Origin of the sequence: Micromonospora sp. NPDC047730, from assembly GCF_043204765.1 — a bacterium.
GTDB lineage: Bacteria > Actinomycetota > Actinomycetes > Mycobacteriales > Micromonosporaceae > Micromonospora.
Map to the genome: position 1 here is coordinate 340,920 of NZ_JBIDCU010000006.1, position 23,454 is coordinate 364,373.

Here is a 23,454-nt window from a genome sequence, read left to right on the forward strand (position 1 = left end):
ACCGGGCCGCCGGCGGCCGGGTCAACCCGGCGTCCGTCCGGCCCAACCGGCGAGCCGGCGGGCGTGCTCGGTCACCGCGGTACGCAGGGCGTCCGGGCTCAGCACGGTGAACGGCCAGCCCAGCCCGGCGAGCAGTTGGGCCATCCCGTCGAGGTTCTCCGCGCGGGTGCGCAACAGCACCCCGTCGGCGCTTTCCGCCAGCTCGGCCACGCTCGGCGGGACCCGCCGTCGGGCGGTCGCCAGGTCGGTCTCGAGCAGCACCTCGACGTCGTGGGCGTAGGGCACGCCGGCCAGCGAGCGGGTCACCTCGGCCACCGGGTCGAAGCCGTCGGGCACGACGAAGGTCTCGGTCCCCGTCTCCACCTCGCCGATGCGGTCCAGGCGGAACGTGCGCACCTCCCCGCGCAGGTGGTCGTGCCCCGTCACGTACCACCGGCCGGCGTGGAAGACCAGGCCGTACGGGTCGAGCTGCCGCCGGGAGGCTGCGCCGGACCAGGAGCGGTAGTCCAACCGCACCCGGCGCCGGTGCCGGGCGGCCGCGCCGAGGGTGAGCAACGTCCCGGTCGCCGGGCGGGCCTCCGCCGTGGGGCGCCGCAGCGTGAAGCCGAGGTGCTCCTGCACCGCGGCTAGCCGGTCGCCCAGCGCGAACGGGAGCACCCGGCGGATCTTGGCCAGCGCGGTGGCGGTCGCCGGTTCCTCGGTGCCCAGCCCGAGCCGCTCGGCGGCGACCAGCCCGAGCAGCACGGCCACCGCCTCGTCGTCGGTGAGCATCAGCGGCGGCAGCTTGTAGCCGGGGCGCAGCCGGTAGCCGCCGTGGCGGCCGCGCTCGGCGGCCACCGGGATGCCCAGCTCGGCCAGCGTCGCGGCGTAGCGCCGCACGGTGCGCTCGTCCACCGACAGCCGGCGGGCCAGCTCGGCCCCGGTGAGCCGGTGGTGGCTCTGGAGCAGCTCGAGCATGCCGAGCACCCTGGCGGCGGGATGTGACACGAGCCACTCCTTCAATCAGGGCGGAAAGCGTCCGGATTCGATCGTACCGTCTCCCGGAGCGACGACAGAGGGAGAAGGCAGATGACGACGTTCGTGCTGGTTCCGGGCTTCTGGCTGGGTGGTTGGGCATGGCGGGAGGTGACCGCGGCGCTGCGCGAGCAGGGCCACGAGGTGTACCCGGTGACGCTGACCGGGTTGGCCGAGCGCGCCCACCTGGCCGGCCCCGAGGTGGGCCTGGAGACGCACACCACCGACGTCGTCCGGCTGATCGAGGTGGAGGACCTGCACGACGTGGTGCTGGTGGGGCACTCGGGTGGCGGGCTGCCGGTGACCCAGGCGGCGGAGCGCGTCCCGGACCGGATCGCCCGGGTGGTCTATGTGGAGAGCGGGCCGATGCCGGACGGCATGGCGCAGTTCGACGCCAACCCGCCGGAGGAGCAAGAGCGGCTGCGCGCCCGGATCGGCGACGGCCACCTGCTGCCCCCGCCCGCGTGGGACCCGGCCGAGGACCCGGCGAACCTGGCCGGCCTGGACGCCGCCGCGCTCGCGCTGCTGCGGCGACGCGCCACCCCCCATCCGCTGCGCGCCGCCACCGACCCGGTGCGCCGCACCGGTGGGCGCGCGGTGCCGACCGCGCTGGTGGCCAGCACCTTCCCGCTGGAGGTGGTGGAGGGCCTGATCGCGCAGGGGCACCCGTTCTTCGCGGGGCTGGCCGGTGGCCAGTTGCACGCGCTGCCCACCGGGCACTGGCCGATGCTCAGCGAGCCGAAGGGCCTGGCGGACGTGCTCGACCGGATCGCCGGGAGCTGACGACAGCCTGAGCGGCCACACCGTGACGGTGGCACCCGGCCCGGGCGGACGGCGCACCCCGCGCGGCGGCGGTCCCGCCCGCCGGATCCGATCGCGGCGCACTCCTGACGTTGCGCCGCGGCCGGCCGGCCGCTCAGTGCTTCAGTAGCGCCGCGACCTCGGCGGCGATCTCCTCCGGGGCCCGCCCGTCGGTGACCACGGTCGCGGTGGCCACCTCGGCGTAGAGCGGGCGGCGCTGGTCCAGCAGGTGCTTCAGCGTCGCCCTCGGGTTGATCGCCAGCAGCGGCCGGCCCGCCCCCAGCCCGACCCGCTTGACGGCGTCGGGCAGTTCCACGGACAGGTGCACCACGGGGTGCCCGACCAGGGCGGCGCGGTTCTCCTCCGCGAGGACCGCGCCGCCGCCGAGGGCCAGCACCCCCTCGCAGGAGGCCAGCGCCGCCGCCACCGCCGCCCGTTCGAGGGCACGGAAGTGGGCCTCGCCCTCGTCGATGAAGATCTCCGGGATCGGCTTGCCGGCGAGCCGCTCGATGTCCACGTCCGTGTCGCGGAACTCGACCCCGAGCAGCTCCGCGAGCGCCTGCCCGATTGTGGTCTTGCCGGAGCCCGGCGCCCCGACCAGCACGCAGACCGGCGCCATCAGCGGCACCGCCCGGCGCTCCCGCGCCCGGCCGACCCGCCCGCGCTCACCGGATCACCAACGCGTCGAGGTAGCCGGCCAGGTTGCGGCGGATCTCGGCGACGGAGTCGCCGCCGAACTTCTCGGTGGCGGCCTCGGCGAGCACCAACGCCACCATCGCCTCGGCGACGACCGCGGCGGCGGGCACCGCGCAGACGTCCGAGCGCTGGTTGATGGCGGTGGCCGGCTCGCCGGTGGTGACGTCCACCGTCGCCAGGGCCCGGTTCAGCGACGAGATCGGCTTCATCGCGGCCTTCACCCGCAGCGGCTCGCCGGTGGTGATGCCGCCCTCCAGCCCGCCGGCCCGGTCGGTGACCCGGCGTACGCCGGTGGCGGTGGGCACGATCTCGTCGTGCGCCTCGGAGCCGCGGGAACGCGCCTGCTGCCAGCCGTCCCCGATCTCGACGCCCTTGATCGCCTGGATGGACATCAGCGCGGTGGCGAGCCGGGCGTCGAGCTTGCGGTCCCACTGCACGTGGCTGCCCAGACCCGGCGGCACCCCGTACGCCAGCACCTCGACGACGCCGCCCAGGGTGTCGGCGGCCTTCTTCGCGGCGTCGACCTCGGCGACCATCCGGGCGCTGGCCTCGGGATCGAGGCAGCGCAGCGGGTCGGCGTCGATGCGGGCGGCGTCCTCGGGCACCGGGCGCAGCCCGGGCTTGACGGCGACCGGGCCCAGCTCGACCACGTGGGAGACGATCTCGATGCCGAGCGCCTGCCGGACCAGCGCCTTGGCGACCGTGCCGACGGCGACCCGGGCGGCGGTCTCCCGGGCGCTGGCCCGCTCCAGGATCGGCCGGGCGTCGGTGTGGCCGTACTTCTGCATGCCGGCCAGGTCGGCGTGGCCCGGCCGGGGGCGGGTGAGCGGCGCGTTGCGGGCCTGGCTGGCCAGCTCCGCCGGGTCGACCGGGTCGGCGGCCATCACGGTGCGCCACTTGGGCCACTCGGAGTTGCCGACCCGGATCGCGACCGGGCTGCCGAGGGTCACTCCGTGCCGGAGCCCGCCGATGATCTCGACCTCGTCCTGCTCGAACGACATCCGGGCGCCGCGGCCGTAGCCGAGCCGGCGCCGGGCCAGCTCACCGGCGATGTCCCCGGTGGTCACCTCGACGCCGGCGGGCACGCCCTCCAGCAACGCGACGAGGGCGGGACCGTGCGATTCCCCTGCAGTCAACCAGCGCAACACAGCGGTCAGTCTGTCACGCCCGGTGGCCGCCGCCGTACGGTGCCCGCCGCGTCCCGCCCTGCGGACGCCGCCGTCCGACGAGCGGCCGGCGCCCGAAGCCGGGACAGGGCGCTCGGGCGGGGACACCGACGCGGGACCCTGGATGACCCGGGGCGCGGGCCGGCGTCGCCGGTCCGCCGGCTCAGATGCCCCGGCCGCGCTTGTGCAGGGTCCGCAGCACCGCGTCGGCGCGGACCACCCGCCCGGCCACGGCGAGGGCGAGGTACGCCCGCGGCTCGCGCGGGTTGCGCCGGATGGTGTGCCGGGCCCACCGCATCGCGCCCCGCCGGTCGCCGGAGGCGGCCCGGGCGAAGGCGATCTGCCCGGCGACCCGCGCCTCGCCGGCCGGCTGCGTGCCGAACTCCGGGTAGCGCTCCAGCAGCCACTGCAACGCCTCGGAGATGGTGTCCCAGCGCTGCGCGAAGTAGGACCGCTTGTGCCAGCGCACCAGCACGTACGGCGTGCGCAGGTTGACCAGCGGCGCGCTGCGGGCGGCCCGGAGCAGGAACTCGTAGTCCTCCGCGTAGCTGCCCGGGATCTCCTCGTCGACCAGCCCGAACCCGTCCCGCAGCGCGGCGGCGCGGATCAGGAAGGTGGACGGGTGCAGCTCGGTCATCCGGTCGCGCAGCAGGTCGGCCAGGGTGACCGAGTCCTTCGGCAGCGCCCGGTCGACGGTGTGCCCGTCGTAGCTGACCCGGATGCCGCAGCTGACGAACTCCGCGTCGGGGGCGGCGGCGAGCGCCTCGACCTGGGCCCGCAGCTTGCCGGGCAGCCACTCGTCGTCGTCGTCGCAGAACGCGACCAGCTCCCCGGTGGCCGCCAGGATTCCCGAGTTGCGGGCACCGGCCAGGCCGGGGGTGCGCTCGTTGCGGATCACCCGCACCAGGCGGTCCGGGCGGGACAGCTCGGCCAGTGAGCCGTCCGGCTCGGACCGGTCGTACACGACCACCACCTCGACCGGGCCGGGGTGGTCCTGGTCGAGGACCGCCCGCACCGCGGCCCGGAGCAGCTCCGGCCGGTCCCGGGTCGGTACCACCACGCTGACGCTCGGGTGTCCGGTCATCGCCGTTCTCCGTTCCGGTCCGGCCGTGCCCACGGCCGCCACCTCGCCCGCTGCCGTCGTCCGGTCGACGCGGCCACCAGTTCCTCCACGATCCGCCCCACCTGCTCCACCGCGGCGCGGCGCGCCTCGGACGCGGCCGGGTCGGCCGCGACGGCGAACCGGGAGGGGTCCGCCAGCCCCGCGGTGAGCGCCGCGAACAGCGCCTCCCGGGTCTCGGCCAACGCCACCATGCCGGCCGCGCCCAAACGGCGGGCGAAGAGCTGCTGGTGGTCGTCGACGTGCTCGCCCCGCGTCGGGTCCCGGGGCACCACGATCGGCAGGTGACCGTGCCGGCGAGCCTCCAGGATGGTGGCCGGCCCGCCGTGGCAGACCACCAGGTCGGCCTCGGCCATGGCGGTCTGGAGCTCGTCGTGGCCGAGGAACGGCACCGCCCCGGGCACGCCGGGCGCCCGGGTGTGTCCGTGCTGGACGGTCAGGCCGACGTCCTCGGCGACGCCGGGATGCCACTCCTCCAGCCAGCCGACCAGCCGGCCGAACGGGTGCTTGTCGGTGCCGACGGCGACCAGCAGCCGGGCGCGGGCGACGTCGTCGTGGTCACGGGGTCGAGGCACCCGGCCCGCCTGCGACGGCCGGGGACGGCCGGGGGCGACCCGGTGCGCGGGGGCGGTTCCGGTGCTCTCGGCGGTCACAGCAGGGTCCCCACGACGGTGGCCTCCGGGTACTGGCGGCGCTGCTCGTCCCACTGCACGAGCATCGCGGACAGGAACGGGCGGCAGAGCCGGGCGGTCAGGGTCGGGGTGTCGATCCGGTCGTACACCTCGATGTAGACGGTCGGGATGCGGCGCAGCCGGGCCAGCACCACGAACGGCACGGCGACCCCGGCGCCGGTGGTCACCACGGCGGCGACCCGGCGCGACCGCAGCACCCGCCAGGCGAGGACGGCGTTGCGCAGCAGGTTCGGCACGTTGCGGGTGGTCGGGTGGTGCGCCGGGACCAGGTCCTCGCCGGCGAGCAGCGAGACCGCCTCGGGCGTGTCGAAGGTGACCCAGCAGCGGCGCCAGCGTTCGTACCACGGGCGCAGGGCGAGCAGTTGGGCCAGATGGCCGCCGCTGGAGCCCACCAGGAGCAGGACTCCGGGATCGCCGGCGTCCTCGATTGTCGTTTCCACGCGACTCCCCACAAAGTTCGCTTGGAGTTTCGGTCGGCGCTCCGCCAGCAGATCACAGGTCTTCCGCCGGTCAAATAGGACGACCGGGCGACTGTCGTTTGTCGACGACGTCCAGCAGGGCGGGATGCAGCGCGGCGTTCCAGCCCGCGCCGGCATCGGCGAGCCGCCACGTGCGCAGCCACATCTCCAGCAGGTAGCCGTCGGCCACCAGCCGGCGCGCCGCCGGCCCGAGCCCCAGCCCGCCGCCGTGGTGGTCGAGGTGCGCGTCGACGGCCCGCGCCGCCGTCGCCGCCGACTCGCCCCGCAGCACCAGGGCGCGCTGGAACGCGTCGTGCGCCAGGTCGAAACCCAGCGGCACGTCCGGCCCGCTGTGCTCCCAGTCCCAGGCGACCAGCCGGCCGGCGTGCACGCCCAGGTTCCACGGCACCCAGTCGCCGTGCCAGTGCCCGAACTCGACGGCCGTGTCCCCGTGCCGGCGGGCCAGCGCGGCCACGGCGGCGACCGCCCGGGCCCCGTCGGGCGTGCCGGCGGCGGCGCGCTGCGCCTCGGCGGCGAGCCGGGCCAGGAAGGCCGACCCGGCCAACGGGCGCGGCGAGGCCGGCGGGCGGCCCCGGCGGGCCACCGCGAGCAGCGCCGCCAGCCGCGGCGGATCGCCGGCCGGCACCCCCCGCACCTCCGGCGGCAGCGGCTCGACCAGCGCGATGACCTGCCCGGCCGCGGTCACCTCGGCCAGCAGCCGGGGCGCCGCCGGGTGGTCGGGCGTCCCGGCCACCACCGGCAGCTCGCGCAGGGCCGCCGCCTCGGCGGTCACCAACGCCCGGGTGGCGCCGTTCCAGCCGATCTTGGCGTAGCCGAGGGGCCGGCCGGCCGGGTCGAACAGTTGCAGGGTGGGCTTGTGGTTCGGGTCCGGCGGGCGGACGCCGCAGGCCGCGTACACCGACGGGCCGCCGAGCGCGCCGGCCAGCCGCCGCGCCAGCAGCACCTCGTCGGCGGCGAGCCCGTCGGGCAGCGACACGGTGAGCCGCGGGAACGGGGCCAGGTCGACCGCGCCGACCCGGGCGAACCCGCCGAGCGCGGCCCGCACCGCCCGCACCTTCGACGGGCGCAACGCGTTGTACGCCAGCAGCGAGGCGGCCGTGGCCCGGGGCGCGCCGAGCGGCAGCAGGAACCGGGCCCGGGCGACCGACGGGACGACCGCGTACCGGGCGACGGCGCGGTGGCCGGGCGGCGGGGGGCCGCCCACGGTCAGGGCGAGCCGCTCGTCGCCGAACACCGCCCGGGTGACCCAGCCCAGCCCGTCCGTCCGGGACCGGGGATCGGCCGGCGCGGCGACCCGCGCCGTCACGCGGCCCGGTCCGCCCAGTCGAGGTCCAGCCCCAGCCGCTGCCGCAACGCGTCGTTGTACGGGCGGTAGTACTCGGTCAGCTCGGCGCGCACCACCGGCTCCAGGGGCGCCGAGCGGCGGTCGTTGTAGACCTTGAAGTCGGGCAGGTCGTGCGGGGGCAGGCCGAGGAAGTCCAGCGTCCGGCGGTAGGTGGACCGGGCGTCGCGGTAGAGGTCCTCGCTGGGCAGGAAGAGGATCTGCTCCCGGTCGAACCGGTCCAGCCACGGCTCCAGGTGCTCCAGGTAGCGGCCCCGGGCGCGGTAGGTGTACCAGTCGTACGGCTCGCTGAAGTACTCCGGCTCCGCGATCAGCCGCTCCCGCTCCCCCGCCGTGCGCTCCTCCTCGGCGGCGAGCGCGGCGGCGAAGTCGAGCGGCTCGATGCCGTGCGTCCGCCGTTCCTTCCAGTGCGAGTACGCCCGCTCCACCGGGTCGCGCAGCAGCACGATCAGCCGCACCGACGGCATCAGCGCGGCGACCCGCTGGGCGGCGAGGGGGTGGAACATGTACAAGGGCGCCGCCTCGCCGACCCGGACCGGCCCGCCGTGCCGCCTCGCCAGCGCCTCCCGCTGCCGCTGCGTCGGGAAGTGCGACCGATACCAGGCCTCGCCGCGCCGCCAGTGCTCCTCGAAGTAGTGCGCGGACTTCGTGTTCCAGGCCGGGAAGAGCCGGGGCACCAGCGGATGCTGGATGAGGTAGTTCCACAGCGACGTCGTGCCGCCCCGCTTGGTGCCGATGATGAGGAAGTCCGGCAGCGGCCGCCGGTCGCTGGTGCGCACCCCGTAGTCGACGAGGGACTCCTTCACCCGGTTCGTCACCTGCGTCGGGACGAGCTGCTTCACCCGGTCACGGATGGACGGCACGACGGACCTCACCTGCCCTTCGACTCCTCCGGGGCGGGCCCGGCGGCGGCCGGGGCCGCCTCCCGCCGCCCACGGATCTGCACCATGGTCACCCGGATGCCGCGTCGCACCCGGGGCAACGTCAGCAAGCCGACGCAGCCGGCGGCCAGCACCCCCACCGCCACCGCCAGCCCGCCGATCCCCCGCCCGCCGGCCAGCACCCCGACCGTCGCCGCGAACCCGACCCCGGCGACGGTGGCCGCCCCGGCCCGCAGCATCGCCGCGTCGACCAGTGGCTGGCCGACCACGACCCGGGCGCAGCATGCCGCGGTGAGGTTCTCGGTGGCGATGCCGAGCGCCCAGGCCAGGGCCGCGCCGGTCGCGCCGTGCGCCGGGATCAGCCACAGGCCGAGGGAGACGGTGACCAGCAGCCCGGCCAGCGTGGCGGCCAGGTGCAGGCCGCTGCGACCGCCCATGAGCAGCAGGCTCTGCACGTTGCCGACCCCGGTGTTGACCAGCATGGCCAGCGCGAGCACGGTCATCGCGTGGGCGCCGGCGGTGAACTCCGGCCCGAAGAGCTGGAGGAACGCCAGGCCGAAGACGGCGAGCAGCAGGTAGACCGGCCAGGACAGCACCAGCCCCCAGGTGGTCAACTGCCGGTGCACGGCGGCCGCCGCGCCCCGCTCCCCCCGCCCGAGCAGCCGGGACAGCTGCGGCGACACCGCCACCCGCAGCCCCTGCATGGCCAGTTGACCGGCGAGGACGTAGCGGCCGACGGCGCCGAACACGCCGGCGTCGGCCGGGCCGGCCAGCACCGAGGTGAGCAGCACGCCCACCCACATGTTGCCGGCGTCGATCGCCGCGGAGGCGGCGCGGGGCAGGGCGAACCGCCAGAAGGCCGACCAGTCGGCGGGCGTCGGCCGCAGCGCGGCGCCCCGGCCGACGCCGAGTGGGCCCGCGACCAGTGTCAGGCAGGCCAGCAGGGCGAGCGTCGCCGGCACCAGCCAGCCGGTCATGCCGGCGAGCAGGCCGCCGCCGGCGAGCACCGCCGCGCCGACCAGCACCGGCCGCGCCACCGGCAGCAGGAAGAACTGCACCCCGACGTACGCCCGGATGGGGCGGACGCAGCGCAGCGCGGCGAGCAGCAGCGTCATCGCCACCACCACCGGCACCGCGGCGAAACTGACCGCCAGCAGGGCCGCACCGTCGGCGTCGGATCCGTCGAGCAGGCGCGGGGCGAGCGCGTCCGCGGCGAGCACCCCGGCCACGGCGACGAGGACCGCGGCCAGCAGCGGCGGCAACAGCGCCACCGGCAGCACCCGGGCGGCGTCGCCGCCGGCGCCGGAACGGCGGCGGGGCAGCGCCCACATCAGCCCGGTCTCGGCGCCGAGGGTGCAGACGGCGGTGGCGACGGTGACCACGCCGATCGCGGCGAAGAACGCGCCGGAGCCGACCGTGCCGTAGCCGCGGGTGATGACGACCGCGAGCAGGAAGCCGAAGAGGCCACTGGTGGCCGCGCCGACCAGCCCGGCGGCCCCGCTGCGGGCGCTGCGCCGGGTCTCCGTGTCGTCGGCCGGCGCGCCGGCGGAGGCTGCGGCGCCGGCCGGCGGGCGGGTGGCGGCGGTCATGCCGGCACCGCCTTCGGGCCGACCGGGCGGAGGTGGTGCGGTCGGGCGGACGCCTCCCGCTCGGTGAGCACCATCGCGAAGGCGACGGCGAAGAAGGCGACCGCGAGGTTCTGGTTGGCCATGCCGTAGAACGGGATCTGCACCAGGCAGATCACCGGCACCACGGACAGCCACTGCCCGGCGGCCGAGGTGGCGCGGGCACAGCTCAACGCGGCGACGACGAACCAGGCGAGAAAGCACAGCAGCGCGGGGGCGCCGTGGCTGAACAGCACCATCCACAGCTGCCCCTGGGTGCCGATGGGCGCCTGGGCCGTGACGGTGTCCACGTTGACCGGCGCGCCGTAGCCGAGCCACGGCGACTCCTTCACCCGGCGGATCACCTCGACGTAGAGCGAGAGCCGGTCGGTGTTCGTGTCGCTGGACTCGACGCGGTTGCCGATCAGCTCGGCGATCGGGATGAACAGGGTGGCGACGCCGCCGATGACCACCACGCCGACGATCGACGCGGCCACCCGGACGTTGCCGCGCAGGGCGGCCCGGACGCCGAGCACGGCGAGGCCGGCGCCGATGCTGAGGAACATCGCCCGGTTGAGCGTGAGGAAGGCCGGGACCAGCGACAGCGGCAGCGACGCCAGCAGCGCCCAGCGCAGCGCGCCGCGCCGGCGCAGCATGGTGAAGGCGACCACGCAGGGCAGGGTCATCGCGTACGCGCTGCCGAAGTTGTTCGTGTACGCGAACGGCGCGGCCGGCCGGTAGATCGGGTTCAGTGACCGCTCGCTGTACTCGGCGGTGCTCAGGTGGACCATGTCCCGGATGAACGGGTTACCGGCCACGCCGCCCGGGAGCAGCACCTCCACCGGGGTGGTCAGCGCGAACCGGGGCGCCAGCACGCCCAGCCAGCCGAGCGCGACCAGCGCGAACCAGAACGCGCAGAGCGGCACGAGCACCGGGACAAGGTCGGCGCGTTCCCGGGCGACCGCGTAGACGTAGACGCCGACCACGAGCGCGGTGACGTAGAAGGCGAGCCGCAGGCCGAAGGTCAGCACCGAGGCCGGCGACTGGAGCTGGGTGGCGCTGACCAGGACGACGGCCAGGAACAGCAGCCAGATCCCGGCGGCCGGGGGCAGCGGCACCCGCCCCCGGATCACCAGCAGCGCGAACAGCAGCGCGCCGAGCAACGGCCAGCCGAGATAGAACGCGCCGGTCAGCCACCAGAGCGGCACCAGGCCGAACATCGCCGCCAGCGGCCACAGCGGCAGCCGGGGCGGAGCCGGCGGCTGCGGCGGCGGGGCGGCGCCGTCCGGGCCGCCGGCCGGCTCGCTCGTGGCCGGCGCGCGGGTGACGGGCACGGGTCAGCCCCGGCCGCTGCGGGTCAGCACGAAGCCGAGCGGGGTGACCCCGGCGGCGCGCAGCCGCTCCACGAGCCGGCGCAGGTCGTTCTGCCGGGTGCGGTCGCGCTCGACCACCACCACCGCCGTGCCCTGCCGGGCGACGGCGACACCGCGCTCGTCGGACTCGGCTGGCGGGGCGTTGAACAGCACGAGGCTGTGGTCGGCGCCCTGCCGCCAGGTGCCGAACCGGACGCTGCCCGCGCCCACGGTCACCGGGTCGGCGCCCGTCACCCGGCTGTTCACTCCGCTCGCCGAGGAGGCGACCCGGGGCAGGGTGAGCGTGGCGTCCGGGTCGGTGGACGGGCGCGCGCCGGGCGGGTGCGGCGACGGGCGGCGGGCCGCCGGCGGGGACGCGTCGCCGGCTGCCGCGTCCGCGGAGCCGGCCGGGCGGGGCTTGGGGACGGCGGGACGGGACGGGTCGGCCGCGGCGGGCAGCCGCTCCCGGTCGGCGAGCACCGTGTCGCGCAGCCGGTCGGCGCGGCCGCTGTCGTCGGCGACGAAGACCTCCCGGCCGACCGCCGCCAGGGCCACCGCCAGCCCGGCGGTGATGGCCGTCGCGTCCTCCTCGCGGGAGGTCAGCAGCGACACCCGGGCGGGCTGGCGCACCCGCTCGGCGATGGCCATCGCCACGTACCGGATGTCGGCGTCGACCGCCTCCTTGCGACCGCGCCACCCGCGGCTGCGCACCGTGCCGAGCAGCGGCAGGCCGGTGGCGTCGCGCCCGTCGTCCACCGACCGGATCCGCCGGTCGACGGACTCCCAGGCGTACGCCAGCACCACGCCGAGCAGCGTCCCGCCGAGCAGGCCGGCGAGCACGTAGAGCGGGCGGTTCCCGGCGGAGGAGGCCAGGGCCCGCTCGGCGGTCTGGGTGACCCAGCCGGGGCTGACGTCGACGGCGGCGATCTCCGTACGCGCCGCGTTGAGCTGGGTGAGCTGGTTGTTGATGCCGGCCAGCTCGGTCACCGCCGCGTCGACGGCGCCCTCCCGGGCGTTGTTGACCCGCTTCTGCAGGGCGGCCTGCTGGGCGGCCACCTTGCTGATGCTCTCGTCGTACGAGCGCAGCATCTCCGCCCGCTGCTTCTCGTACATCGCCCGGCGCACGTCCAGGTAGGCCCGGGCGGCCAGGTTGACACTCTCCACCGCCTGCTCGGCCGTGGGGGCCGAGTAGACGAAGCGCAGGATCTGCCCGCCGGTGGGCACCTCCACCTCCAGGGCGTCGCGCACCTCGCGCGGGTCCAGCCCGCCGGCGTCGGCGAGCCGCTGCACCACCTCGGTGCCGGTGGCGATGCCGCTCTCCACGTTCATGTTCACCGCCCGCTCGGCGTTGGCCCCGCTGGGGGTGAACGCGTCCGTGACGACGGGGCGGACCGCCACGACCGCGCTGGCGGTCACCGCGGCGGGGACGAGGAGCACGTAGCCGAGCGCGGCGGCCAGGCCGACCGCGGCGACGGCCGCCACCAGCCGGATCCGGTGCAGCGGGACGCGGAGCAGGTCGGTCAGCGTGACGGTGCGGCCCGCCCCGCCACCGGTGGGGACGCCGGCGGACCAGGAAGCGGGAGGAACATCAGTCATGGAACTTCTTCACCGTCTGTTGTGGATTTCCGGCGACCACGACCCGCGGCGGCACGTCCGTGCGGACCACCGTGGCGGCGCCCACGACACTGTCCCGGCCGATCCGCACGCCCTTCATCACCAGGGCGTGCGCCCCGATCCACACGTTGTCCTCGATCGTGATCGGGGCGCGGGTGGCCGGGACGGGTGGGTCGTGCCGCTGCTCGGGCGGCAGGTTGTGGAAGTCGTTGTCCAGCAGCTCGCAGTCCGAGAGCAGGCACCGGTCGCCGATCGTGACCGACGTCCAGGTGCCGATCCAGGTGGCGTTCAGCAGGCAGTCGGCGCCGACCGTCACCTCGCCGGGGCCGGCGAAGCGGACCAGCTTGTTCACCCGGGTGCGGTCGCCGATGCTCACCCGCACGCCCCGGCGCAGGCGGATCCGGCCGCGGATCTCGACGCCCCGGCCGAGGGTCAGCCGGGGGTAGCGCAGCCGGTACCAGCCGCGCTTGACCGCGAAGACGACCCGCACCGGGAGCCCTCGGCGGATGCCACCCGCGCCGACCAACGACCCTCCCTACGTCGCGGGGCCGGCGACGGCTGATCCGTCGCCGGCCCAACGTGAACAATCTACCGATGTCCGTTACGAACTGTTGACCCTCACTGCACGGAGAAGAACGTCGACGGGGTGGACCAGGTCACACCGGCCGCCGCCGGAGCGACGACGGTCGCCGCCGTCCCGTCGACCGCCGGGGCGGCCGTCGGGTCGAACGGCACGCTGCGCAGCGTCCCGTCGGTGGCGCCGTACACGATCTTCCCGGCCACCCACGCCATGCCGCGCACGGTCGACCAGGTGACCCCGGTGGTCGGCAGGGTGAACTCGGTGGCGCCGAGGTAGTTGCCGTCGATCTCGAAGTAGCGGTAGTAGAGGCCGCTGGCGCCCGACCGGGTGTAGTACAGGCGACCGTCGAGATAGAACGCGCCGGTCATCGCCGCCGGGTTGAACCAGTCGTTGTAGCCGGACGCCTCCCACGGCACGCCGATCGCGCCGCCGTTGAACATCGAGATGTCGATCCGGCTGCCGGTGGGGGTGCCGGCGACCGTGTGCGACCAGTAGATCCGGTCGGCGACCCGCCAGGTGGCGCCGGCCGCCGTGTAGTTCGGCTGGCTGACCGTGGTCGGGGCGCCGACGGCGGTGCCGTCGAACGGGACCTTCGCCAGCTCGCCGGGCCCGGTGCCGACGTAGAGGTTGCCGGCGGTCGCGGTCGGCGCGTTCTTCGGGGTGATGGTGCGCCCGCCGGCCAGCGGGAACATGCCGAGCCGGCCGTGGTACTCGTTGCCCATGCCGTCGGAGTTGTGGCCGAAGTAGAGGCCGTCGCTGCCGCGCCAGAGCACCGGCACCGACGAGCCCCAGTTGCTGGTGCCGGCCGGCATCGACGCGCTGCCGCTGCGGCGGGGGTTCCAGTTCACCGGCATGCCGGTGGCCGGGGTGACGGCGGCGATGCCGAGCCGGTCGATCGCGCCGTCGCCGGCCCGGTCGCTGGCGTTCGGGTTATTCAGCCAGCGGAAGTGCCCGCCGAGGTAGATGACGTTGTCGGCGACCTCGACGGAGGTGATGGTGTCGTTGCCGGTGTAGTCGACCCAGGTGCCGAGCTGGCCGGCGCCCCGGGCGGCGGTCTCGAACCGCACCAACGCGTCGCAGTACGCGGCCGGCCAGCCCGCGCCGCCGTTGGTGCCGACCACGAACCAGCTGCTGTCGGCGCCGAACTTGACGTCCTGCACGTAGTGCACGAAGGTCGCCGGCGCCGCGCACGGCGGCACGAACTTCTCGGTGCTCCAGTCGAGCAGGGTCGGCGTGCCGGAGAGGTCGACCAGCGCCAACTGGTTGCGCGGCAGGCCGTTGACATACATGAAGTTGCCGCCGACGGCCAGGGTGGCGCCGTCGGGGGCGACGTCGATGGTCCAGACGTACGGGGTGGTGTCGTGGCGCCCGACGGTGGCGTTGACGTTGAAGGTCGGGTCGATCGCGCCGGTGGTGGCGTCGAGCCGACCCAGGCCGGCGTGCGCGGTGCCGTTGAGCCAGTTGAACGCGCCGGCCACGTAGAGGTGGTTGCCGTGCAGGGCCAGGTCGCGGACGGTGCCGCCGTCGGAGCGGCCGACCCAGCTGTCGACGATCGCGCCGGTGGCCGGGTTGAGCGCCACCAGGTTCTTACGCGAGACGCCGTTGACGGTCTTGAACGCGCCGCCGACGATCAGCGTCCCGTTGGGCCCGGCGACGAGCGTGTTGACCGCGCCGTCGAGCACCGGCAGGAAGGCGGTCGAGATCGTCCCGGTGGCCCGGTCGTACGCGAAGAGGTAGCGCTGTGTCGTCCACGCCGCGCTGGCGGTCTGCCGGATCTGGGTGAAGCTGCCGCCGACGTACACCATGGAGCCGACCTGCGCGAAGGCGCGGGTCTCGCCGTCCCTGGCGTGGGGGGTGGCGTCGGCGGGGTTCGCCGAGACCAGGGTCGCCGGTTCGGGGGCCGGCACCACGGCGGCGGAGGTCCCGGTGGGGACGGCCAGCACGGCGGCGACGGTCACCAGCGCGACCACCCCCGCCCGGGTGCGGAATCCGGCGGATCGCCGGAAGCGCGGGATTTCGGGCACGCTACGCCTCCAAGGTGGAAGAAGACCCGCGTAGCGTGCCTCGCCCACCCCGCTCGGCGATATCCGCCGATTGGGCGGTCAGTGCCTCCGCAAGCGACAGACCGTGTGTTCTGTCGGATGTCCGACTCATCCGGTCGTCCGCCGGCCTGTGCCGACGGTCAGCGGCTCCCTCCGGTGGGCTGCCGCAGGTAGCTGTCGCGACCGGCGCGGGTGAACCCGGCCACCGCCGAGGCGTCGTGGTTCATCGTCATGTCGCACGTGCTCGTCCGGCGGGTCATCCCGGCGGAGTTGAAGTAGATCGCGGCCTTGATCTTCGGGTGCGCCCTGAGCGCCGCCGGGAACTCCTCGAACCAGCGCCGCTTGGCGTCCGGGTCGGCCGCGTTGAAGTTGGTGCCGAACTCGGCGAGCATCCGCGGCTTGCCGACGCCGAGGCGGTGCTCGTCCAGCCAGCGGTAGAAGCCGCCGATGGTGGTGGCGGGGCTCTTCCACACCGTGCTGCCGTTGCAGACGTGGAAGTTGTACGGGTCGTAGCCCACCCAGTCGACGTACCGGTCGCCGGGGTAGAGGGCGGCGTACCGGTCGTAGTGGCCGGACCAGCCCATCATCGTCCACACCCAGACGGCGTTGTGGGCGCCCGCCGCGGCGAACCGGTCGTGCACGTGCCGCCAGGCGCGGACGAAGTCGGCGTCGCTGCCCTTCGCCGGCTCGTCCTCCGGCTCGTGGTCGAAGCCCATGAAGACCGGCACGCCGGTGTCGCGGATCCGCCCGGCGACCGCGTCGATGGTGGCGTCGTACCGGCCACTGTAGACGTCTCGCCAGGTCAACACGGTGCCGGAGGAGAAGACGCGGGACTCCCAGGCGAAGAACATCAGCCGGCCCTCGCGCATCTGCTGTCGCTGGTAGGCGTCCGGGAACGCGCCGTTGCTGCCGGTGCCGGAGAAGTCGTGATAGCGGTGCACGATGTCGAACTTCCGCCCGACCTGCGCCTCCACCTCGGCGACCGCCGCCCCGTGGTTCCACCCGTCGGCCGCGCCGGCCGGGGAGTACATCCCCCACCAGGCGCCGCACGAGGGGACCAGCTTGCCCGACACCTCGCCGCACCGCCCGGTGCCGCCGGACGGGCTCGCCGACGGGCGGGGCGTGGCACGGGTCGGGCTGGCGCTGGGGGTCGGCCGTGGCGCGGGCGTGGGCGCCACCGTCCGGCTCGGCGAGGGCGCGGCGCTGGTGACCGCCGGCGTGGGCGAAGTGCCGACGTCGTAGCGGATCTCCAGGCGCGGGCGCAGGTCGGGGTTACTGTTCTCCGTCGACGCCCAGTAGATCCGCGTTTCCAGGCCGGTCTGGGCCAGCGAGACCGTCCAGGTGCCGTTCCCCCTGACCAGGGCCGAGACGTCCCACTCGTTGAAGCCCGCCGCCACCGGGGACACAGCGTCCAGGGCCGGGCCCGGCGGCGTCGGCGCCGGGCGCGCCGCGCCGGCGTCGGCGGCGGACGCGTGCGCGGTCACCGTCGCGGGGAACTTCTGCCAGGCGTGCACCCGCAGCGTGGCCCTGATGTTGACGGCGGACGCCGGCAGACTGGTCACCGCGAACCGGATGACCGCCTCCCGGGCCCCGCGCGGGTTGCCGTCGCAGCGGGCGGCGCAGGTCACCAGCGTGGTCTTCGCACCGTTGTCGCCGTCCTGCGGCACCGTCGTCGCCGTGGTGTCCGCCGTCGCCCGGATCGACACGTCGTCGGCCGCCAGCAGCGGCACCGTGGTGGCGGCGATGCCGGCGACCACGGTGGCGCCGACGACGCCGAGCAGCACGGCCTTGCGCCGTGGGCCGTGGTGCCGGGTGCGGCGGTGCAGTCCGTGCCTGCTCAAGGAACACTCCCTGTGTCTCGGGCGGTGACGCTCAGCAGCGTATCCACGACCGCCACGTGACGTGGGCAGGACAGCGGGACGTAAGCGCGTCTTAACCGTCGCCTAAGGATGCCCTGGAGAACCACAGGGGACGATCCCCTCCGGCGGGGACGGTCAGGCGGCGCGGGCGGCGGCCAGCGCGGCGGCCATCGCCGCCCGGGGCGCGGCGACGCCCGTGAAGTGCTCGAACTGGCCGACCGCCTGGGCCAGGAGCAGGTCGAGCCCGGAGACGACCCGGCAGCCGGCGGCCTGGGCGGATGCGGCGAGGGGCGTCGGCCACGGGTCGTAGAGCGCGTCGAAGAGCACCGTCTCCGGCCGCCAGGCGACGGTCTCCGCGAGCGGGTCGGCGACGCCCTTCGGCACGGTCGAGACCACCACGTCGGCGCGGCACCGGTCGGCCGCGTCGGCCCAGGGCCCGCCGGCCAGCTCCACGTCGACCGCGCGCGCCACCGGGCGCAGCTCCTCGACCGCCTCGGGCCGGCGGGCCACCACGGTCACCGCACGGGCGCCGAGCCGGCCCGCCGCGGCCACCGCCGCGCGGGCGGTGCCGCCCGCGCCCAGCACCGTCACCGTCGCGCCGGGGCGCACCCCGGCGTCGGCGAGCACCTCGACCATGCCGACGACGTCGGTGTTGTCGGCGTACCAGGAGCCGTCCGGTCTGCGTACCAGCGTGTTGGCGGCGCCCACGGCGGCGGCGACCGGCGACACCTCATCGGCCACCGCGAGCGCCGCCTCCTTGCCCGGCATCGTCACCGACAGCCCGGCCCACTCCGGGCCGAGGCCGGCGACCACGTCCGGCAGCTCCGCCGCCGCGCACTCGATCCGGGTGTACGACCACCCGGTCAGCCCCGCCGCCGCATAGCCGGCGTTGTGGATCACCGGGGAGAGAGAGTGCGCGATGGGCTTCCCGAGCACCCCCGCCCGCCGTACAGCCATCATCAGATGACCCCGGCCTCCTTGGCCTTGACCTTGTTCCGCTCGTGCTCCGCGATCGTCTCCGCGAAGGCCGAGTGCCCCTGCTTGTCGATCGCCACGAAGAAGAGCCACTTGCCGTCCGGCGGGTCCATCGCGCCCTCCATGGCCTGCTTGCCCGGGTTGTTGATCGGGGTGGGCACCAAGCCCCGCAGCTTGCGGCTGTACGGGTTCTTGGTGTCGAGCAACTCCTCCTCGGTCATCTGGGCGGAGGTCTTGGTGTCCTGGCCGGTCAGCTCGAGGTAGTAGTTGACCGTGACGTCCATCTCCAGGCAGTTGCAGGGAAACTCGCCGAAGACCCGGTTGTAGGCCACCCGGGCGACCTTGCCCAGGTCGTCCTTGTTGCCGGCCTCGGCCTGGGCCAGCGACGCGACGATCAGCGCCTCGTACGGGCTGATGCCGCCGCGCTCCTTCTGCACCCGGTCGGCGAACTGCATCTCCCCGGTGACGGCGAGGAAGTTCTCGACCATCAGCTTCAAGATGGTCTCGGCGGTTGCCTTCGGCGGGATCTCGTAGGTGTCGGGGTAGAGGAAGCCCTCGATCGACGGCTTGACCTTCTTGCCGTCGGTGCGCTTGAACCACCAGTCCGGCACGCCGAGCGCGAGCGGGTCCTTCGCCGCCGCCTCGAAGTCCTTCACCGGGATCTTGGTCTCCTTGGAGAGCAACTGGTATACGTTCTTCGCCGTCCGGCCCTCCGGGATGGTGACCCCGTTGACGATCCGGTTCTTCAGGTCGAGCATCGCGGTGACCGCGCTCTCGCCGCTCATCTGCTTGCGCAGCTTGTAGGTGCCGGGCTGGATGTTCTTGCTGCGCGAGTTGGCCTCGGCGGCCTCGATGAACGCCTTGGCGCTCTTCACCACGTCGGCGGCGACCAGCGCGTCGGCCATGTCGGCGATCAGCGCGCCCTGCTTGATCTCGACGGTCACCTCGCCGGTGCCCGCGCCGTCGTAGTCGGGCGTGACGAAGTAGCCCTGGATCCGGTCGAAGCCGTAGAAGGCGCCGCCCCCGATCCCGCCCAGCAGGACCAGGGCGAGCAGCAGCGCCAGGACGGTCTTGCCCCGCCCGCCGCCGGAGCGCCCGTCGCGCTTACGCATGGCGCTGCGACGGTGTTTGCCCTTCTCCCCCCGCTCCTGCTCGTCGAACCCGAGGTCCAGATCGTCGATCATCGTGTCCGCCTCCGCTGCGCGTCCAGCCAGCTCTGCAGAATCTCCACCGCGGCAGCCTGGTCGACCACCGCCCGTTGCCGTTTCCCCCGGACACCACGCTCGGCAAGCCTACGAGACGCCACGACCGTGGACATCCTCTCGTCGGTGAGCGCCACCGGAACGGGCGCTATTACATCGGCCAGTCGGTCAGCGTACGCCTTCGCGTGGACGGCCGCCGGACCGTGCTTGCCGGCGAGATTGACCGGAAGGCCGACGACGACCTCGACCGCCTCGTGCTCGGCCACCAGCGCGGCGAGCTCGGCGATGTCGCTCGGCACCGCGTCCGGGCCCGCCGTGAGGTCGCGGGCGAGGGTGACCAGCGGGGTGGCCAGCACCCCGTGCGGGTCGGAGCGCGACACCCCCACCCGGACCTGACCGACGTCCACGCCGAGCCGGACGCCGTGGGACAACTCGCTCACCGTCGGTAACTCCCCCAGAAACGGCGAACCAGGACGGACCATTCCGGTCCGCCCTGGTCGCTGCGGTCTCGCATCACGCCTCGGCGATCGCCTTCTCGACCGTGAGCAGCAGGTTGGGCGCTTCCGCCGCCGGCAGGCCGCCGCCCTGGGCCAGGTCGGGGCTGCCGCCCCCGCGCCCGGAGAAGGCCGCCTTGACCAGGTCGGAGGCGGACAGGCCCCGGCTGCGGGCGGCCGGGTTCACCGCGACCACCAGGGACGCCTTGCCTCCTGCCCGGGCCGCCACCGCGACGACCGCCGGCCGCGCCGGGTCGATCTTGCCCCGGATCTCCTGGGCGAGCGTCCGCACGTCGTTGCCGGCCGCGCCCTCCGGCGCCTCGGTGCCCACGTACGCGACCCCGCGCACGTCCTTCGCCTGCGCCGCCAGCGCCGCCGCGCCGCCGAGCACGAGCTGGGCGCGCAGCTTCTCCAGCTCCTTCTCGGCGTCGCGCAGCTGCGTCACGGTCTGCTCGACCCGGTCGGCGACCTGGTCGTTGGGCACCCGGTACAGCTCGGCGAGGCGGGACACCAGCAGGTGCTCGCGGGCCAGGAAGTGGAAGGCGTCCATGCCGACCAGCGCCTCGACCCGGCGCACCCCGGAGCCGATCGACGACTCGGAGAGGATCTTGACCAGGCCGAGCTGGCCCGAGCGGGCGACGTGGGTACCGCCGCACAGCTCCCGGGCGTAGTCGCCGACCTCGACGACCCGCACCTCCTCGCCGTACTTCTCGCCGAACAGCGCCATCGCGCCGATCCGCCGTGCCTCCTCCAGGGAGGTGACGAAGGCGTGCACCTCCAGGTCGGCGAGGAGCACCTCGTTGACCTGCTGCTCGACGTCGCGCAGCACGCTCGGCGCCACCCCGGTGGGGGTGTTGAAGTCGAAGCGCAGCCGCCCGGGGGCGTTCAGCGAACCGGCCTGGGTCGCGGACTCGCCGAGGAAGTTGCGCATGGTCTGGTGCACCAGGTGGGTCGCGGTGTGCGACCGGGAGATGGCCCGCCGGCGGGTGGTGTCGATCTCCGCGTAGCCGGTCTCCCCCGCCCGCACCTCGCCCCGGACCACCCGGGCGCGGTGCACGATCAGGCCGGGCACCGGCTGCTGCACGTCGAGCACCTCGACCTGGCCGCCGCCGACCGTGATCATGCCCAGGTCGGGCTGCTGCCCGCCGCCCTCGGCGTAGAACGGGGTGGCGTCGAGCACCAGCTCGACAGTGTCGCCCTCGACCGCCGCCTGGCGGGGGCCGTCGACGCCGAGCACCGCCCGCACCGTCGACTCCCGGGACACCTCGCTGTAGCCGGTGAACGTCACCGGCCCGCCCGAGTCGAGCACCGACCGGTACGCCGACAGGTCGGTGTGCCCGGTCTTGCGCGCCTGGGCGTCGGCCTTGGCCCGGGCCCGCTGGTCGGCCATCAGCCGGCGGAAGCCCTCGGCGTCGACCTGGAGGCCCTGCTCGGCCGCGATCTCCAGGGTCAGGTCGATCGGGAAGCCGTACGTGTCGTGCAGCTGGAACGCCTTCTCACCGGAGAGCGCCTGCTTGCCGGCCGTCCGGGTCTCGGCGATCGCCGTGTCCAGGATCGTCGTGCCGGCGCGCAGGGTGGACAGGAACGCGTCCTCCTCCGCGTACGCGTAGTCGGCGATCCGGTCGAAGTCGGCGGCCAGCTCCGGGTACGACGGGGACATGCAGTCCCGGGCCACGGGCAGCAGCTCGGGCAGCGCCCGCTCCTGCCAGCCGAGCAGCCGCACGGCCCGGATCGCCCGGCGCATGATGCGCCGCAGCACGTAGCCGCGCCCCTCGTTGCTCGGGGTGACCCCGTCGCCGATCAGCATCAGCGCGGTACGCACGTGGTCGGCGATCACCCGCAGCCGGACGTCGTCCGGGTGCGACTCGCTGGCGACGTGGCCGGAGCGGGCGCCGTAGCGCTTGCCGGTCAGCTCGGCGGCCTTGTCGAGGATCGGCCGGACCTCGTCGATCTCGTAGAGGTTGTCGACGCCCTGGAGGATGGACGCCATCCGCTCCAGGCCCATGCCCGTGTCGATGTTCTTTGCCGGCAGGTCGCCGAGGATCGGGTAGTCCTCCTTGCCGGTGCCCGGGCCCCGCTCGAACTGCATGAAGACGAGGTTCCAGAACTCCATGTAGCGGTCCTCGTCGACCGCCGGGCCGCCCTCGCGGCCGTACTCCGGGCCGCGGTCGTAGAACAGCTCGGAGCACGGGCCGCACGGGCCGGGGATGCCCATCGACCAGAAGTTGTCCGCCTTGCCCCGACGCACGATCCGCTGGGCGGGCACGCCCACGGAGCGCCAGATGTCGTACGCCTCGTCGTCGTCCAGGTAGACCGTCGGCCAGATCCGCTCCGGGTCGAGGCCGAACCCGCCCTGCTCCTGCGACTTGGTGACCAGGTCCCAGGCGAGCGGGATCGCCCCGTCCTTGAAGTAGTCACCGAAGGAGAAGTTGCCGTTCATCTGGAAGAACGTGCCGTGCCGGCTGGTCTTGCCGACCTCGTCGATGTCCGGCGTGCGGATGCACTTCTGCACGCTGACGGCCCGCCGGTACGGCGGGGTCTGCTGCCCAAGGAAGTAGGGGACGAACTGCACCATGCCGGCGTTGACGAACAGCAGGTTCGGGTCGCTGATGGCGGGCAGCGGAGCGGACGGCACCACGGCATGGCCGTTCGCCTCGAAGTGGGCGAGGTACCGCCGCTTGATCTCCGCCGTCTTCATCGCTGGTGTTCCTCCGGAAAGATTTCTCGGTCGCCGACGCGCGGGTCCTCCCGCAACTCGGCGAACTGGTCGTCGAACGCCTCGCCCTGGGCGAACGCCTCGTGGATCTCCTGCTCGCGCTCGGCCATCCCGATCCGGACGTCCTCCACGAAGCTACGCAGCGACTCCGCCAGCCCGCCAGCGGATTCGGACAACGTGCTGGCGATGCCGGCCGGGGTGTACGACTGCGCGGTGCGGGTCGCCTTGCGGACCACGACCACGCCGACGGCCAACCCGATGCCGAGCCAGAACAAGCGCCTCATTCCCCAGCCCTCCTGGTCGTGCCGTCAGCGGTTGCCGCGCTTGGCGGCCCGCCGCTGCTGCTTGATGGTGTCGCGTACCTCGCGCTCGGTCTCGGCGTGCCGGCGGGCGGCGGCGGCCTTGCGCACGCCGTAGCCGAAGGCGGCCACCTTGACCAACGGGTTGGCGGCGGCGGCGGAGACGACGGTGGCCAGGTTCGCGACGTTGGCGGTGACGTTCTGCGCGTGGCTGGTCATGGTGTCGACCTTGGCAAGCTGCAGGTTCACCCCGTCCAGGGAGGTCTGCACCTGTTCCAGGGTCGTGTTCACGTTCTTCACCGTGGTGTTGACGTCGCCCAGCAGCGGCGCGGTGCGGTCGTTGAGGTCGTTGATCATGCGGGTGGTCGCGTCCACGGTGTGCCGCAGCCGCAGGATGGGCAGCGTCAGGATCAACACCAGCATCGCGAACGCGATCGCCGCGATCAGCGCCGCGACCTCTCCAAAGTCCACGCCTGTCCTCCTCAAGCAGGGGTCCCGGGGACCGGACGTCCCCGGAACGCGCGAC

21 protein-coding genes are annotated in these 23,454 nt (G+C 74.3%); 1 reads left to right on the forward strand and 20 read right to left on the reverse strand.

Annotated elements, in window-relative coordinates:
- Positions 1 to 21 precede the first annotated feature (21 nt).
- Positions 22 to 987 (reverse strand): helix-turn-helix transcriptional regulator, encoded by a 966-nt coding sequence (locus tag ACGF5G_RS17570; protein WP_393263786.1) that lies wholly within the window; start codon positions 985 to 987, stop codon positions 22 to 24.
- A gap of 81 nt (positions 988 to 1,068) precedes the next feature.
- Between ACGF5G_RS17570 and ACGF5G_RS17575 the strand changes: the two genes are divergently transcribed.
- Positions 1,069 to 1,797 carry an alpha/beta fold hydrolase gene (locus tag ACGF5G_RS17575; RefSeq protein WP_393263788.1) on the forward strand — a complete coding sequence of 243 codons (729 nt, stop codon included), beginning with the start codon at positions 1,069 to 1,071 and terminating at the stop codon, positions 1,795 to 1,797.
- A gap of 133 nt (positions 1,798 to 1,930) precedes the next feature.
- On the opposite strand, the gene ACGF5G_RS17580 is transcribed toward ACGF5G_RS17575, so the two are convergent.
- The 19 genes from ACGF5G_RS17580 to ACGF5G_RS17670 all read right to left on the reverse strand — a co-directional run bounded on the left by ACGF5G_RS17580 (position 1,931) and on the right by ACGF5G_RS17670 (position 23,399).
- Complete coding sequence (locus ACGF5G_RS17580) at positions 1,931 to 2,434, reverse strand: shikimate kinase (RefSeq protein ID WP_350708966.1); 504 nt, start codon at positions 2,432 to 2,434, stop codon at positions 1,931 to 1,933.
- A 46-nt stretch (positions 2,435 to 2,480) separates the two neighbouring features.
- Positions 2,481 to 3,659: a chorismate synthase gene (gene aroC / locus ACGF5G_RS17585; protein ID WP_350708967.1), complete on the reverse strand. Its 1,179-nt coding sequence runs from the start codon at positions 3,657 to 3,659 to the stop codon at positions 2,481 to 2,483.
- Positions 3,660 to 3,840: 181 nt separating this feature from the next.
- Positions 3,841 to 4,761, reverse strand: a complete 921-nt coding sequence (locus ACGF5G_RS17590; RefSeq protein WP_357701421.1) for a glycosyltransferase family 2 protein — start codon at positions 4,759 to 4,761, stop codon at positions 3,841 to 3,843.
- Positions 4,758 to 5,372: a glycosyltransferase gene (locus ACGF5G_RS17595; protein WP_357457887.1), complete on the reverse strand. Its 615-nt coding sequence runs from the start codon at positions 5,370 to 5,372 to the stop codon at positions 4,758 to 4,760. The genes ACGF5G_RS17590 and ACGF5G_RS17595 overlap by 4 nt, the downstream gene beginning before the upstream one ends.
- 74 nt (positions 5,373 to 5,446) lie before the next feature.
- A complete protein-coding gene (locus tag ACGF5G_RS17600; protein ID WP_393263790.1) occupies positions 5,447 to 5,929 on the reverse strand; it encodes a UDP-N-acetylglucosamine--LPS N-acetylglucosamine transferase in 483 nt (160 codons plus the stop codon).
- A 70-nt stretch (positions 5,930 to 5,999) separates the two neighbouring features.
- Complete coding sequence (locus ACGF5G_RS17605) at positions 6,000 to 7,274, reverse strand: hypothetical protein (protein WP_393263792.1); 1,275 nt, start codon at positions 7,272 to 7,274, stop codon at positions 6,000 to 6,002.
- A complete protein-coding gene (locus ACGF5G_RS17610) occupies positions 7,271 to 8,173 on the reverse strand; it encodes a sulfotransferase domain-containing protein (RefSeq protein WP_393263850.1) in 903 nt (300 codons plus the stop codon). The genes ACGF5G_RS17605 and ACGF5G_RS17610 overlap by 4 nt, the downstream gene beginning before the upstream one ends.
- A gap of 8 nt (positions 8,174 to 8,181) precedes the next feature.
- Positions 8,182 to 9,780, reverse strand: a complete 1,599-nt coding sequence (locus tag ACGF5G_RS17615; RefSeq protein ID WP_393263794.1) for a lipopolysaccharide biosynthesis protein — start codon at positions 9,778 to 9,780, stop codon at positions 8,182 to 8,184.
- On the reverse strand, positions 9,777 to 11,129 hold the full coding sequence (locus ACGF5G_RS17620) for an O-antigen ligase family protein (protein WP_393263795.1): 1,353 nt from the start codon (positions 11,127 to 11,129) through the stop codon (positions 9,777 to 9,779). Before ACGF5G_RS17620 ends, ACGF5G_RS17615 begins: the two co-directional genes overlap by 4 nt.
- Before the next feature lie 3 nt (positions 11,130 to 11,132).
- The gene (locus ACGF5G_RS17625) at positions 11,133 to 12,743 is read right to left on the reverse strand and encodes a lipopolysaccharide biosynthesis protein (protein WP_393263797.1); all 1,611 of its coding nucleotides are present in this window, start codon (positions 12,741 to 12,743) and stop codon (positions 11,133 to 11,135) included.
- A complete protein-coding gene (locus tag ACGF5G_RS17630; RefSeq protein WP_393263799.1) occupies positions 12,736 to 13,287 on the reverse strand; it encodes an acyltransferase in 552 nt (183 codons plus the stop codon). The genes ACGF5G_RS17625 and ACGF5G_RS17630 overlap by 8 nt, the downstream gene beginning before the upstream one ends.
- 92 nt (positions 13,288 to 13,379) lie before the next feature.
- Positions 13,380 to 15,311, reverse strand: coding sequence for a hypothetical protein (locus ACGF5G_RS17635; protein ID WP_393263852.1), 1,932 nt, complete (start codon positions 15,309 to 15,311; stop codon positions 13,380 to 13,382).
- 212 nt (positions 15,312 to 15,523) lie between these two features.
- Positions 15,524 to 17,224, reverse strand: coding sequence for a glycosyl hydrolase (locus tag ACGF5G_RS17640; protein WP_393263801.1), 1,701 nt, complete (start codon positions 17,222 to 17,224; stop codon positions 15,524 to 15,526).
- 153 nt (positions 17,225 to 17,377) lie between these two features.
- Positions 17,378 to 18,202, reverse strand: a complete 825-nt coding sequence (locus ACGF5G_RS17645) for a shikimate dehydrogenase (protein ID WP_393263803.1) — start codon at positions 18,200 to 18,202, stop codon at positions 17,378 to 17,380.
- The gene (gene mltG / locus ACGF5G_RS17650) at positions 18,202 to 19,401 is read right to left on the reverse strand and encodes an endolytic transglycosylase MltG (RefSeq protein ID WP_393263805.1); all 1,200 of its coding nucleotides are present in this window, start codon (positions 19,399 to 19,401) and stop codon (positions 18,202 to 18,204) included. The genes ACGF5G_RS17645 and mltG overlap by 1 nt, the downstream gene beginning before the upstream one ends.
- On the reverse strand, positions 19,398 to 19,859 hold the full coding sequence (gene ruvX, locus ACGF5G_RS17655; protein ID WP_350708988.1) for a Holliday junction resolvase RuvX: 462 nt from the start codon (positions 19,857 to 19,859) through the stop codon (positions 19,398 to 19,400). Before ruvX ends, mltG begins: the two co-directional genes overlap by 4 nt.
- A gap of 73 nt (positions 19,860 to 19,932) precedes the next feature.
- Entirely contained in the window at positions 19,933 to 22,611 is a 2,679-nt protein-coding gene (gene alaS / locus ACGF5G_RS17660; RefSeq protein WP_393263807.1) for an alanine--tRNA ligase, read from the reverse strand.
- Positions 22,608 to 22,913, reverse strand: a complete 306-nt coding sequence (locus ACGF5G_RS17665; RefSeq protein ID WP_393263809.1) for a hypothetical protein — start codon at positions 22,911 to 22,913, stop codon at positions 22,608 to 22,610. The genes alaS and ACGF5G_RS17665 overlap by 4 nt, the downstream gene beginning before the upstream one ends.
- A 24-nt stretch (positions 22,914 to 22,937) precedes the next feature.
- Positions 22,938 to 23,399: a DUF948 domain-containing protein gene (locus tag ACGF5G_RS17670; RefSeq protein ID WP_393263810.1), complete on the reverse strand. Its 462-nt coding sequence runs from the start codon at positions 23,397 to 23,399 to the stop codon at positions 22,938 to 22,940.
- Positions 23,400 to 23,454 lie beyond the last annotated feature (55 nt).